This is a genomic window from Saccharophagus degradans 2-40 (genome assembly GCF_000013665.1).
GTDB lineage: Bacteria > Pseudomonadota > Gammaproteobacteria > Pseudomonadales > Cellvibrionaceae > Saccharophagus > Saccharophagus degradans.
Genome location: NC_007912.1, coordinates 2,829,281 through 2,842,338, shown reverse-complemented (window position 1 = coordinate 2,842,338; position 13,058 = coordinate 2,829,281). Strand labels below are relative to the sequence as shown.

The 13,058-nt window shown below is 44.8% G+C and carries 12 protein-coding genes; 9 read left to right on the top strand and 3 right to left on the bottom strand.

Annotated elements, in window-relative coordinates; all coding sequences use genetic code 11:
* Positions 1–3 precede the first annotated feature (3 nt).
* Positions 4–822 carry a nucleoside triphosphate pyrophosphohydrolase gene (gene mazG / locus SDE_RS11710; protein ID WP_011468715.1) on the top strand — a complete coding sequence of 273 codons (819 nt, stop codon included), beginning with the start codon at positions 4–6 and terminating at the stop codon, positions 820–822.
* A gap of 71 nt (positions 823–893) precedes the next feature.
* Here the strand turns inward: mazG and SDE_RS11705 are convergent, their stop codons facing one another.
* Positions 894–1,223, bottom strand: coding sequence for a hypothetical protein (locus SDE_RS11705; RefSeq protein WP_011468714.1), 330 nt, complete (start codon positions 1,221–1,223; stop codon positions 894–896).
* Between the two features lie 586 nt (positions 1,224–1,809).
* Between SDE_RS11705 and adk the strand changes: the two genes are divergently transcribed.
* The 8 genes from adk (at position 1,810) to SDE_RS11665 (ending at position 10,617) form a co-directional block, all read left to right on the top strand.
* Positions 1,810–2,466: an adenylate kinase gene (gene adk, locus SDE_RS11700; RefSeq protein ID WP_011468713.1), complete on the top strand. Its 657-nt coding sequence runs from the start codon at positions 1,810–1,812 to the stop codon at positions 2,464–2,466.
* Between the two features lie 790 nt (positions 2,467–3,256).
* Positions 3,257–4,147: a hypothetical protein gene (locus tag SDE_RS22860; RefSeq protein WP_011468712.1), complete on the top strand. Its 891-nt coding sequence runs from the start codon at positions 3,257–3,259 to the stop codon at positions 4,145–4,147.
* A 150-nt stretch (positions 4,148–4,297) separates the two neighbouring features.
* On the top strand, positions 4,298–5,005 hold the full coding sequence (tsaB, locus tag SDE_RS11690) for a tRNA (adenosine(37)-N6)-threonylcarbamoyltransferase complex dimerization subunit type 1 TsaB (RefSeq protein ID WP_011468711.1): 708 nt from the start codon (positions 4,298–4,300) through the stop codon (positions 5,003–5,005).
* Positions 5,006–5,040: 35 nt separating this feature from the next.
* Entirely contained in the window at positions 5,041–5,838 is a 798-nt protein-coding gene (locus tag SDE_RS11685) for an undecaprenyl-diphosphate phosphatase (protein WP_011468710.1), read from the top strand.
* Positions 5,839–5,856: 18 nt separating this feature from the next.
* Positions 5,857–7,155, top strand: a complete 1,299-nt coding sequence (locus SDE_RS11680; RefSeq protein WP_011468709.1) for a M18 family aminopeptidase — start codon at positions 5,857–5,859, stop codon at positions 7,153–7,155.
* Positions 7,156–7,331: 176 nt separating this feature from the next.
* The gene (locus SDE_RS11675; protein WP_011468708.1) at positions 7,332–8,402 is read left to right on the top strand and encodes a cyclic nucleotide-binding domain-containing protein; all 1,071 of its coding nucleotides are present in this window, start codon (positions 7,332–7,334) and stop codon (positions 8,400–8,402) included.
* 51 nt (positions 8,403–8,453) lie between these two features.
* Positions 8,454–9,578, top strand: coding sequence for a tRNA-queuosine alpha-mannosyltransferase domain-containing protein (locus tag SDE_RS11670; RefSeq protein ID WP_041324631.1), 1,125 nt, complete (start codon positions 8,454–8,456; stop codon positions 9,576–9,578).
* A 34-nt stretch (positions 9,579–9,612) separates the two neighbouring features.
* A complete protein-coding gene (locus SDE_RS11665; RefSeq protein ID WP_011468706.1) occupies positions 9,613–10,617 on the top strand; it encodes a tryptophan--tRNA ligase in 1,005 nt (334 codons plus the stop codon).
* 48 nt (positions 10,618–10,665) lie between these two features.
* On the opposite strand, the gene bioA is transcribed toward SDE_RS11665, so the two are convergent.
* Both bioA and SDE_RS11655 read right to left on the bottom strand, forming a co-directional pair.
* Positions 10,666–11,970 carry an adenosylmethionine--8-amino-7-oxononanoate transaminase gene (bioA, locus tag SDE_RS11660; RefSeq protein ID WP_083763122.1) on the bottom strand — a complete coding sequence of 435 codons (1,305 nt, stop codon included), beginning with the start codon at positions 11,968–11,970 and terminating at the stop codon, positions 10,666–10,668.
* Between the two features lie 119 nt (positions 11,971–12,089).
* Entirely contained in the window at positions 12,090–12,926 is an 837-nt protein-coding gene (locus SDE_RS11655; protein ID WP_011468704.1) for a PilZ domain-containing protein, read from the bottom strand.
* Positions 12,927–13,058 lie beyond the last annotated feature (132 nt).

Below are 13,058 nucleotides of genomic sequence, written 5' to 3'. Positions count from 1 at the left end.
GTAATGTCTAAAAAATACAGTATCGAAGATTTACAATATTTGATGTCTCGATTGCGTGACCCAGAAACGGGTTGCCCTTGGGATATTAAACAAAGCTTCACGTCTATTGTGCCCTCCACTATAGAAGAAGCATATGAAGTAGCGGATACCATTGAGCGCGGAGACTTTGCCCACCTGCAAGAAGAGCTAGGTGATTTACTGTTTCAGGTGATTTTTTATAGTCAGCTTGGTAAAGAAGAAGGGCTGTTTGTATGGGATGACGTAGTTCATGGTCTTACCAAAAAGCTAGTTCGCCGCCACCCACACGTATTTCCCGAGGGTACGCTCGATAGCAAGGTTACCAATAACGATGCAAATACCGAAGCACAGATAAAAGCCAGCTGGGAAGAAATTAAAAAAGAAGAGCGCCTGCAGAAGGGCAGTGCAGGTGTATTAGATGACGTTCCGGTTAACTTGCCTTCGCTTTCCCGCGCAGCGAAATTGCAAAAGAGAGCGGCCAAGGTGGGGTTTGATTGGGCTGATGCAAAGCAAATTTTGGCAAAAATTAAAGAAGAAGTGGCCGAGCTAGAGAGTGAAATGCAAGCGGCTGAATCGTCTCAAGAAGTTATGGACGAGCTTGGCGATGTAATATTTAGCTGTGTGAATTTAGCAAGATTCCTTAACAAAGACCCAGAGGCAATTGTTAGGGCGTCCAATCGCAAATTTGAGGGGCGATTTCGTTATATTGAGCGTTCATTGTCGGCTGCAAAGAAAGATATTAGCGAAACGCCAATAGAAGAAATGGAAAGCTTATGGCAAGAAGCGAAGAGCGAAGGGCTATAGTTTTAAGCGCTTAGCTATAATTCACACAAGCTATAACCCACACAATAAGTCTTGCCAGATTAAAACTACCGTTATTTAGTGCTGCTCATTTTAGAAAAGTGTTTCTTGGCAAGCTCTAAAAATGAGGGGGTAGGGCCTATATCTTCAAATATTGGGTCGCCTTCCTCGTCGGTAGTAACCACATTCGGGCCTTGCACATAGGGAAAGCTGGTTTCTAGCTCCACGAGTGCTGCAGATAGTAACTCGGTGATAATCTGCTCTTTGGTTCGTTTCGGGTACATTTCCGATAGAGCATCTATTTTGGCTGCGTCTTCAATAGATAGGCGTACTTCAAATGAATGTTTCGTTAGCTCACCTAGAGCGTTCGATTCCCATGTGTTAACCAATTCTCTTAAATTCATAATTGTTCCCCTGTTGTTCCACACTATAAATATAGTTCAGATTTTACCGTTGTTAAGTGAATCGCTGAGTTCCCTTTGTTTGTTGATAGCAAATGTTTCTAGTGCGGTCGTAAACTACACATACAAAGATCGGGCCATTTGGACAATTGAGCCGCCCGTGGACGTTTATCAAGGCGCTAGTTGGCGCGAATGGCGCAGCTAGGCCCCATGTTGGCGGTGTTTGGGCTTGTTTATATAGGTCGGCACGTGTATCTTAACGCCCCGTTTTAGGGCTATTAGCGCAACCATTATTTACGGGAATAATGGTGCAATTTTCAGAACTTTCGGCTCCAAAAGAGTGCGAGCACTGAAAAAAGAAGTTTTTCGGTTATTAACTATAATTTGGGCTGTTCTGCCCACTATGTATGGTCACCCCAGCAGAATACTTATTGCAGTTTTCGGTTTTACCAATAGAAGAGCGACTTATTACTCCTCAGCTGAGTGTAAATCAGCTCGTTGCCGTTTTTGGTGAATTTGAAATGGGCTGTGCAATGCAATGCTGGATGTTGATCTAACGAACTATTAAGAATTTCAGAGGAGTTCCATAATGCGATTAATCTTATTGGGTGCGCCAGGCGCAGGAAAGGGCACTCAGGCGAAATTTATTATGGAGGCCTATGGCGTTCCGCAAATTTCAACTGGTGACATGCTGCGTGCTGCGGTAAAAGCGGGCTCCCCCCTTGGTCTAAAAGTTAAAGATATCATGACTTCTGGCGGGCTAGTATCTGACGACATAATCATTGATTTGGTAAAAGAACGTATTGCCGAACCAGATTGCCAAAAAGGGTTTTTGTTTGATGGCTTCCCGCGCACTATCCCACAAGCTGAAGCACTAGTGGCTGCAGGGGTAAATATCGATCACGTGCTTGAAATCTTTGTTGAAGATGAAGAAATTGTATCTCGTTTAAGCGGTCGTCGTGTTCACGAAGCCTCTGGTCGTGTTTATCACGTTAAACACAACGCGCCTAAAACCGAAGGTGTAGATGACGAAACCGGTGAGCCGTTGGTGCAACGCGATGATGATAAAGAAGAGACTGTTCGCAAAAGGTTGGCTGTATATCATGAGCAAACTGAGCCGCTAGTCGATTTTTATAAAAAACTATCCGCAGAAAGCAGCGATAGCCTGCCAGTGTACTCTCGGGTAGATGGTATTGGCTCTCTTGATGATATTCAGGCGCGTGTTTTTGAAGCCCTGAAAAAGTAGTGCTCTGGGTGCAGCGGTTTCGCCGTTGCACCTCATTTCCTTTCCCGCCTTCATATCCAAAACACTCCCACTGTTCCATTTTTAACATTTCCAGCTAATGTACGCTTAGTTTGCTAACCCTTTATAAATTTCATGTAAAGCTGCTTTTAGGGGGGGCATCTCTGTAGGTGAATGTTCGCCTGTAATATTTCCCTTTTGAGTTAAACGGTTTTCTGAGACCTATCTGCTTTTTAAATTCACAAGCCGTTCTTTCAAAAAACGTTTTAACACGGGGTGGCTGATTTTTAAGTGACATATGACGGCGTGAAGTAGGGCAATGGCGTTGTACTTTGTTTAATGAGATGGGTTGCGTTGTTGGTGTTTTTTACAGGTGGCTTCGGGGCCGATTTTAAAGAAGGCCAGCTTAAGTGTGCACTGTTGCCAAGCTGAATTTCTTGTTCAGAGCTTGGGTGTTTTTTTGTGATAGTTAGCTCGAGTAATCGGTCAAAAGGGGCGCGCGAGGGGGAGTGAAAGCGTGATTTAAAATGAATTTAAATTGGTAAAAATTTATTTGGTTGCGAGCTAATTAATTACCTTTTTGCTGCGGCAAACTCAAAAAGACTAAAAAACATCTAAATTAATTGAAAAATAGCTAATTTGATGTAAAAAGTGCCACTAAAAACGTGCAAAAACCTGAAATATAAAATAATATTCTAAGTAGGCGCGGAAGCGTCCATTTAGGTGCTAAGTTTCTGGTTCTACATTTCAATAGGAATTGGAAAAGAACCTTGTCTAACGAGGAGAGAACTCAATGGCGAAAGTCGCAAAAAAATCTGGTCGTCCCGCTACTAAGCGTGGTCGTCCTGCTGCAAAAACCGCTGCGAAAGCAGCTCCAAAAACTACTGCTGCAGATCCAGCAGTAACCAAAGCTCAAACCGCTTTAGATAAAGCCGCCGCTAAACAAGCTGCTGCTGCTAAAAAGGTTTCTGAAGCGCGTGCTAAAGTTGTAGCCGCTCGTGCAAAAGCTGCCAAAACCAAAACTGCTGCTAGCAAGAAAGCTGTTGAAACTGCTCGCGGAGCATTGGCTAAAGCTAGTGAGGCTGCTGCTGAAACTAAAGCCGCTGTAGCTTCTGCTAAAGTTGCTTTGGCAAGTGCTAAAAGCGCTGCTGCTGCAAATGCTGCGGTTGCCTCTGCTGCTGCTAAAGTAGATGAAATGAAAGCCAAGTTGGCTGCTACTGCTGAAGCTGATTTAGCGAAAGCTACTAAAGCATTCGCTGCTAAGTGGACCAAAGCTCGTGCCGCTGCTGACGCTAAGAAAGTTAAAGCTGCTGCTAAGAAAGCTGCTGCTAAAGCTGCCGCTGCTGCTAAAAAAGCAAAAGCTAAAGCCGCTGCTGCTGCTAAAAAGGCTAAGATAAAAGCTGCCGCCGCTGCTAAAGCTGAAAAAGCTAAAGCTGCTACCGCTGCTCGTAAAGCCAAGGCTAAAGAAGCTGCTGCTGCTAAAAAAGCAAAGGCTAAAGCTGCCGCTGCTGCTAAAAAAGCAAAAGCCAAAGCTAAGCCAGCTAAAAAGGCTGTAGCTAAGAAGGCTGCGCCTGCTGCCGCTGCTAAGCCTGCTAAAAAAGCACCTGCGAAGAAAGCAGTTGCTAAAAAAGCACCAGCGAAAAAAGCCGGTAAAGGCCGTGGACGTCCGCCTAAAAAGGCTTAAGTCATACGAAAGTAGCTTTTAGTGTTTATCTTTAGGTAAATGCTTGTAAAAAATCCCCCGTAGAGCTTTTCTACGGGGGATTTTTTGTTTTGGTGGGGTAAAGTATGCGAAAATCCCCAGCCTTTGTATTCACAGGTCTGTTTCGCTGTTATGCCTAGATTTCTTGCTATCGATACCACCACAGAAGTGTGCTCTGTTGCTTTGGGTAATGCTAAAACATGCGTTACGAGGCAATCCACTCAAGCAAACTCCCATGCGAAGGTTGTCCTTCAATTAATTGAAGAGGTTTTATCTGAGGAGGGCGCCCAATTAAATGAACTAGATGCCTTGGCCCTCACAATAGGCCCAGGGTCGTTTACTGGTATTCGAATTGGGTTAAGTGTAGCGCAAAGTCTTGCGTACGGAGCCCAATTGCCCATTGTGTGCTTAACCTCACTCGAGTTACTTGCTGCTCAATGCCAGTTGGACAATGCTCATCGTGCTAAACCTGTTATTGTCTGCCCAGCATTGGATGCGCGCATGGGAGAAATTTACTGGCAACTATTTGAGCTGAGCCAAAAGGGTGAACTTAAACCCTTAAGCCCGCCTTCTATTGGAACTCCTGAAACGTTTAATAAAATGTCGGATGATTTGTCTGGCGACGTTCTAGGAGTAGGGCACGGCTGGCAGGTAACAGATGTGGAGCGACACGACGGATTTTCTGTGTTGCCAGACCTAAAGCCTAATGCCCAAGGTATGCTGCATATAGCTCAGCAGCGTTTTGAGAATAACGAGTTGACCTCAGCATTCGAACTCGAACCCCTTTATTTACGCAATGAAATAACTTGGCAAAAGCGTAAACGCATCCGCGACAATTAATCTTACAAATTTAAGCCCCTCATAATGGAGTGTATATGGATATCTTACACGCTGTATTTCTAGCATTGATCCAAGGTATTACCGAATTTTTACCTATTTCGAGCTCAGCTCATTTAATTTTGCCAAAAGAACTTTTCGGTTGGGAAGATCAAGGGCTTGCGTTTGATGTAGCTGTGCACGTGGGTACGCTTAGTGCGGTTATTCTTTATTTTAGAAAAGATATAGTGAATTTGATTGCAGGCTGGTTTGGTTCAATAACAGGAAAACAGTCAGAAAACGGGTCTCTAGCGTGGTGTATCATCGTTGCAACAGTCCCTGCCGGGTTATTTGGCTTGCTATTGGGCAATTTTATTGAAGAGCATTTGCGCAGTGTTTCTGTTATAGCAACTACAACTGTCGTTTTTGGGCTTTTACTTTGGTTTGCTGATGCGAAGCATTCAGAAACTAAACAATTAGCCCAAATGACCTTATTTATTGCATTAGTTATTGGGCTTGCTCAAGCACTGGCTATGATTCCCGGTACCTCGCGCTCGGGTATCACTATTACCGCAGCTTTATTACTTGGTTTTGGCCGAAGCGACGCCGCTCGTTTTTCATTTTTACTCTCTATTCCTATTATTACTTTAAGTGGTGGGTATATGGGGTTAAAACTATTGGAAGAAAGTAATGTTAATTGGCAAGAGATTGGCGTAGGTGTGTTGGTTTCGGCAATTAGTGCATATATATGCATTCATTACTTTCTAAGCTTTATCAACAAAATTGGCATGCTTCCGTTTGTAATTTATCGTCTATTATTGGGCGCAGGTCTGTTTGCACTTGTTTGGTTTGCTTAATAGCGAAAGGGTTAAAAAATGACAGGCAATACATTTAATAATCAAGATTTAATTCAGTTTTTACAGGACTCGCCCACACCTTTTCATGCTGTTTTGAGTATGTCTCAGCGTATGCAGGCAGCGGGGTTTGTTGAGCTGAATGAAAACGAAGACTGGTCGTTACAGCCTGGTGGAAAATATTTTGTGGTGCGCTCGGGCACTGCCATTGCTGCATTTATTCATGGCGTAGAATCTAGTGTAGATCACGGCATACGAGTTGTTGGGGCACATACAGATAGCCCTTGTTTGAAAGTAAAGCCAATGCCTTCTAAATTGAGCAATGGCTATCAGCAACTTAGTATTGAAGTGTATGGGGGCGTACTGTTAGCGCCGTGGTTCGATCGAGATTTGTCACTTGCTGGCCGTGTTGTTTATCGCGATACAAGTGGTGCGCTTAAGTCTGCGCTTATCAATTTTAAGCGTGCAATTGGCAGCGTGCCGAGCTTAGCCATTCACTTGGACAGAGCTGCTAACGAAGGCAGAAAAATTAACCCCCATGTAGAAATGGATGTTGTACTCGGTCAAAGTGCGCAAAAGCTGGATTTTAAACTGTTATTACAAGAGCAGATGCAGCTTGAAGGGTATGACAATATTGCTGAGATTTTAGATTTTAACCTGAGCTTTTATGATGTTCAGCCACCGGCGGTATTAGGGTTAAACAACGAGTTTCTAGCCAGTGCTAGATTGGACAACCTGTTGAGTTGCTATATAGGAATAAACAGCTTAATCCAAGCTGATACCACCTATACCAGTGTTGTTATTTGTAATGACCACGAAGAGGTTGGCAGTCGCTCTGAGGTAGGGGCGCAAGGGCCCATGTTAAAAGATGTGTTAAGTCGCATTAATCCAGACCCCCAAGCCAATCAAAAAGCAATTCGCCGTTCGTTAATGTTATCGGTCGACAATGCCCACGGTATTCACCCGAACTACGCGAGTAAGCATGACGAGAACCACGGCCCAATCATTAACGCCGGCCCTGTGATTAAGTTCGACGCCTGTCAAGGCTATGCCACCAATAGTGATAGCGCCGCTTTTGTACGCTGGTTGGCCACCAAAGGGGAGCCTATTGCTTTGCAATCCTTTGTAATGCGAGCAGATATGCGTTGTGGCAGCACTATTGGCCCAATCACTGCGACAGAGTTGGGTATTCAAACAGTGGATATTGGCCTTGCAACTTTTGGTATGCATTCGGTAAGAGAGCTTGGTGGCGTTAAAGACGGTGAGCAGCTTAATAATTTGCTTATGCGGTTTATGAGCACAGAGACCTTAAAGTTATAAGTAAAGGCTATTTTAGACGATAGTTGGGTGGTTGATGCGTGCGCCAACGCCCTGATTGGCTTTTGATGTAGATTGATTGCTGTGATTGCGCTATCAATCTACATTTTCACGTGATTCCCACCTCAGACTTACACTAATAAATACGTCACACTGTTCCCCTGTAAGGGGAGCAATTCATGATCACTGTAAAGCAGCTTAAGTCATTCATTCCATTCAAAGGCTTAGATACCAAATATATCGAAGAAGCCTTAAACCAGATTCGTGTGGAAACCTTCGCGCGCGGCACAATGTTGTTCAAGCGTAGCAAGCCATTGGCGATGAAATACTATTTGGTAGAAGGGGATGTAGACCTGATTGACTCAGAGTTTTACTGTGTGTCGGTAAAAAGCGATACCAAACGCGCTCAATCTGCGTTGAATTCTGAATCTCCCACTAAATGTTCAGCCTTGGCAAAGTCGTCTGTTACGGTATTTACGATTGAAACCGAGCTATTGGATCGAATAGTTGCTTGGAGCCAAACTTCTGCCAATACCTTAGACACGGTTTTAGAGGTAAGCGAAGAGGGCGCCAATACAACCATAGGCTCTTCGTTTTCGTCTAACGATAGCTTTATGGTTGAAGAGCTTAGTGACGATAGTGGCGACTGGATGTCTGCTTTACTTCAGTCGCCATTATTTTCTCGTATCCCTGTTACGCAGGTGCAAGAACTTTTCTCTCGGTTCGAAGATGTGCATGCAGAGGCGGGTGAAAGAATCATTACCGAAGGCGAGCGAGGTGATTACTTTTACGTATTGGCCTCTGGCGAAGCCAGAATCCACAACCGCTCTGAAAGTGTAGATGTACGACTAAAGCCTGGTTCGCACTTTGGTGAAGAAGCGCTTTTAGGTGCAACCTTGCGCAATGCAACGGTTGAAATGACCGCCGACGGTATTCTTAAGCGTTTAGGCTCTGAAGATTTTATTGCTTTGTTAAAGGCCCCGGTTCTTAAATATATAGAAGATAATTCGCTTCAGAGTTTTGACAAGCCTTACAAATTAATCGATGTGAAAATGCCAATTGAGTATCGATTAAACCATATGCCAGGCAGTATCAATGTTCCATTATCTAGGTTGCGCAACACAATGCCTGAATTGGGCCGCTCCAATGTTTATCTCGTGCCAGATGATGCTGGCAGTCGCGCCGATATAGCCGCGCACTTACTCTGTCAGGCTGGGTTCGAGGCCATGATACTTAAAACATCTCAATAACCACAAAACTTCTACTTGTCTGATTAGGCTGACTTTGTCAGTCTAGCGGGCATGAAAATTCTTTTACTCTCCGCTTACGATACCGCTAGCCACCATTACTGGTGCGAGGGCCTTATGGCCCAGTTTAGTCAATATGAATGGACTTATTTAAGCCTACCCGCACGTTATTTTGCGTGGCGTATGCGTGGTAATGGGTTGAGTTGGACCTACGAAAATCATGTTGATTTACACCAGCCCTATGACTTGGTTATTGCAACGTCTATGGTTGATCTAGCCACATTACGTGGCTTAAACCCCCAGTTACATAATGTACCCGCGCTGCTTTATTTTCACGAAAATCAATTTGCTTACCCCGTATCTAAGCAGCAGCCCGATATTGTTGCTGCGCAAATGGTTAGCTTGTATTCAGCGCTTACGGCGCAGCGTATTGTGTTTAATAGTGAGTATAACCGCTCCACTTTTTTCGACGGCTTAGCAACGCTACTTAAAAAGTTGCCCGATCATGTGCCTAAAGGGATTGTGGAAGAGCTTACAAATAAAAGCTCTGTGTTATTTGTGCCGCTAGCAAATGCACCACAAGTGCAGGGTACGCGCTTCAAGCAAGCAAGCGCGATTCGCAATATAGTGTGGAATCACCGCTGGGAATACGACAAGGGGCCGGAGCAATTATTGGCGTTTGCCACGGCTTTACCGCAAGGGTTGCCGATTAAAGTACATGTAGTAGGGCAACAGTTTAGGCAAATGCCCGAAGCGTTTGCGCAAGTGCGTCAATGTTTGCAGGACAAAAAATATTTGGGCAAGTTTGGCTTTATTGCAAATAAAGCCGACTATATGGAGTTACTAGGGCAGAGTGATTTTGTGTTATCTACAGCGTTGCACGATTTTCAGGGGTTATCTATTTTAGAAGCCGTTCAAGCTGGCTGTGTACCTATAGTGCCGAATCGCTTAGCGTACCAAGAAATATTCGATGCGCAGTACAGGTACCCCTCACATTTAGATAAGGCTGCCGAAGAGGCTGTAGGGGTAATGGATAAATTACAGCAATTTTTAGCTAACCCCACAAAGCAATTGCATGCACCTTCTGTTACCGAGTTAGAGTGGCGGACGCTCAAGCCGGCTTACGAACACATAATTGAGCATTGCAGAGATTTAAAAACGGGGCGTCAGGGGGTATGATTGCCCCTCTCAAATTTAGTGACTGGTTTTATTCATGACTAACAAGCGCATTTTGACGGGTATTACTACTACAGGCACACCTCATTTAGGTAATTATGTGGGGGCAATTCGCCCAGCCATTGAGGCAAGTCGTAAGGGCGATGCTGAAACATTCTTCTTTTTGGCGGACATGCATGCATTAATTAAATGCCAAGAGCCTGAAAAGGTGCGGCAGTCCTCGAAGGAGATAGCTGCTACTTGGTTGGCGTTGGGGTTAGATACCAACACTTCCACATTTTATCGTCAGTCTGATGTGCCAGAAATTACCGAGCTCTGCTGGGTGCTTAATTGCATGGCCGCTAAGGGGTTAATGAACCGCGCACATGCCTATAAAGCTGCCGTGGCTCAAAACCTAGAAAACGGCGAAGACCCAGATTTTGCCGTAACCATGGGTTTATACAGCTACCCGGTATTGATGGCTGCCGATATTTTAATGTTTAACGCCAGTCATGTGCCCGTAGGTAAAGATCAAATTCAGCATGTTGAAATGGCGCGTGACATAGCTGGTAGATTTAATCATCACTTTGATTCTTTATTTACGCTACCAGAAGCGGTAGTGGAAGATTCAGTAGCTGTTTTGCAAGGCTTAGATGGCCGCAAAATGAGCAAAAGCTACAACAACACCATCCCGTTGTTTTTGCCAGAGAAGCAACTTAAAAAACACATTAATAAAATTAAAACTAATTTGCTTGAGCCGGGTGAACCTAAAGACCCAGATGATTCTACGGTATTCCAAATTTGGAAAGCGTTCGCAACACCAGAGCAAACTGAGGCTATGCGCAAAGAGTTTGAAAATGGCATTGCTTGGGGCGAAGCGAAAAAGCAGTTGTTTGAGCTTGTAAATGGCGAAGTGAGTGAGGCAAGGGAAAAATATAATGCGTTGCTAGAAGATGTGCCTGCTATCGAAAAAGTGATGAAGTTGGGCGCTGAAAAAGCCCGCGATTACAGCGCGCCTTTATTGGCTAAAGTACGTAAAGCCGTGGGTATTGGCGGTTTTTAACGTAGCGAAGTGGACTGAAAAAAAGGGCCTTTTGGCCCTTTTTTGTGTTTACTGAGCTGTGTATTTTTCTATTACGTTGCACACGGCTTGGGTTAGCGTTTTTAATTGCTCGTCTTGCATTATGTAAGCGGGCATCATGTATATTAATTTGCCAAACGGTCGCAGCCATACGCCGTGCTCAACAAACATTGGTTGAATTTTTGCCATATCAACCGGTTCTTGCATTTCTACAACGCCTATTGCACCCAGTGTGCGCACGTCCTTTACCTTCGCATTGTGTTTGCAAGGGAGCAGCCCTTCAAGTAAACCAGTTTGCAGCCTGCTGATATTACTTTGCCAATTGGAATTTAATAACAGGTCTATATTTACACTGGCAGCTGTACAGGCAAGGGGGTTGCCCATAAAAGTCGGGCCATGCATAAATACACCGGGCTCTGCGTTGCAAATGGTGTCGGCTACTTTGTTGGTGCATAGGGTTGCCGCTAGCGTCATGGTGCCGCCGGTTAGGGTTTTACCTAAACACATAATATCGGGCGTTATACCAGCGTGTTCGCAGGCAAACATCTTGCCTGTTCTGCCAAAGCCGGTAGCTATTTCATCTGCAATTAGTAGTAAGTTATTAGCTTCACAAAGCGCTTTTACCGCTTTCACATATTCCGGCGAATAAAAATGCATACCGCCTGTGCCCTGTACAACAGGCTCAAGAATAACAGCGGCAAGTTCGTGTTTATGGTTTGCAATTTGTTGCTTTATATCGGTTAGGTAACTTTCGTCCCATTGTTCGTGAAACTTACATGCTGGTTGTTCGGTAAATACTTGCTGGGTAAGCGTATTTTTAAATAAGTGGTGCATACCTGTTACAGGGTCGCACACCGACATAGCACCAATGGTGTCGCCGTGATAGCCATTGCGCAGCGCGAGCATTTTATTTTTATTGGGCTGGCCTTTGGCGTGCCAATATTGAATAGCCATTTTCATTGCTATTTCTACCGCTACCGAGCCGGAATCGGATAAAAATACTTTCTCTAGGCCATCAGGGGATAGCTTAACTAGTTGTTTGGTGAGATAGGCCGCAGGTTCATGGGTAAGGCCGCCAAACATAACGTGGCTTAGTTGTTGGGCTTGTTTAGCAATTGCATCGCTAATAGCTGTAGCGTTGTAACCGTGTAGTGTGCTCCACCAAGACGACATGCCGTCGATGAGCGTTTCACCACTATGTAGGTGGAGGTACACGCCCTGTGCAGATTTAACCGGAAATACCGGTACGGCACTTTTGAAAGACGAATAGGGGTGCCAAATATGCTCGGCGTCGATGCGCATTATTTCCGCTTCGCTGAGAGGGGAGCGTTCAATACTCAATGTGCTTACCTTTTATTGCTGCGTGGATGCAGCATTTTACTCACAAATGCTTGCGACTGCGATGTTGGTGGCACTTTGTCTTAGATTGGCGGCTTCAGCGCTTATATTTTAGTTTAAGCGGCAAATTGCTCATCCATGCTTAGCAGGCCAATAAGTTCGTCGAGCTGAGCTTGAGCAGTGGGCTCTGGGCGATAAAATTTTACCCGTACTTGATTGTGACAGCCTGGGGTTCGAAGATACTTTGCTTGAACAAGTTCGCAGCGCAGCGGTAGGGTGAAGTGGTCGTTAAATATAAATTCTGTGTGCAAAATGGTAGACGTTTTCTTATCACTTGCGCCAGTAATGTCTTTGCGAATATCTCTACCTTGAAACATTAACTTTGCTCCTTGGCGGCTTATATCCATAAGCTTGAATTGCAGAGCTGGTTTGCCGTCGGGAGAGACTTTTACAATAGGTTGCGAAGGGTGGCTGAACGAAACTCTTGGGTAAAAACGACGATTTGACGTTACCGCGTGTTGAGTAGCCGTGAGGGTAACGTAAGCCTGCCTACCTTTTTGCAGGCTTAAGTCAGTAATGCTGCAAGTAATATTTAAGTAGCCCTGTTCAACCTGTAATTGAAGAATAACTTCGCTATTGGCGTCGCGAGCGTCGACTAATGCATGCAAGTTGATATTTGTAGGGGCATCAATAAGAAGCTCTCTGGTATCTGGGTCAAACCCTATTAGCATCGTTTGCGCGTGGTTGTAATTAAGTGTGGTGCGATCTAGCACTAACAGGCGCACGCTTGTGCGGCGCGAGCAGTGGTCTAAAAGGGCGTAAAGCATACTATGTGGCCACGGTTCGCCTTTAATGCTGCGTTGAGCGCACAGTTTGTCGAATTCCCTCTGTGCCGCACCTGTGGTGTTGGCACGTTTGGCAAAACGAGAAAATAGGTTTGCGACACGCTTCATTGTTTGGTTCCCTCTGCTAAGTAGTAATGGCGTTAGGTTTTACGGCTATCGACCTTGGTACCTATTAACCTCTTTACTGCAAATGCAAAGGGCGTGCCGGCCATGGGCGATTGGGTGATATACGAATGTGCG

Coding starts and splice junctions, on each gene's coding strand:
- mazG (WP_011468715.1), top strand. CDS start 4: ATGTCTAAAAAATACAGTATCGAAGATTTACAATATTTGATGTCTCGA.
- SDE_RS11705 (WP_011468714.1), bottom strand. CDS start 1,223: ATGAATTTAAGAGAATTGGTTAACACATGGGAATCGAACGCTCTAGGT.
- adk (WP_011468713.1), top strand. CDS start 1,810: ATGCGATTAATCTTATTGGGTGCGCCAGGCGCAGGAAAGGGCACTCAG.
- SDE_RS22860 (WP_011468712.1), top strand. CDS start 3,257: ATGGCGAAAGTCGCAAAAAAATCTGGTCGTCCCGCTACTAAGCGTGGT.
- tsaB (WP_011468711.1), top strand. CDS start 4,298: ATGCCTAGATTTCTTGCTATCGATACCACCACAGAAGTGTGCTCTGTT.
- SDE_RS11685 (WP_011468710.1), top strand. CDS start 5,041: ATGGATATCTTACACGCTGTATTTCTAGCATTGATCCAAGGTATTACC.
- SDE_RS11680 (WP_011468709.1), top strand. CDS start 5,857: ATGACAGGCAATACATTTAATAATCAAGATTTAATTCAGTTTTTACAG.
- SDE_RS11675 (WP_011468708.1), top strand. CDS start 7,332: ATGATCACTGTAAAGCAGCTTAAGTCATTCATTCCATTCAAAGGCTTA.
- SDE_RS11670 (WP_041324631.1), top strand. CDS start 8,454: ATGAAAATTCTTTTACTCTCCGCTTACGATACCGCTAGCCACCATTAC.
- SDE_RS11665 (WP_011468706.1), top strand. CDS start 9,613: ATGACTAACAAGCGCATTTTGACGGGTATTACTACTACAGGCACACCT.
- SDE_RS11655 (WP_011468704.1), bottom strand. CDS start 12,926: ATGAAGCGTGTCGCAAACCTATTTTCTCGTTTTGCCAAACGTGCCAAC.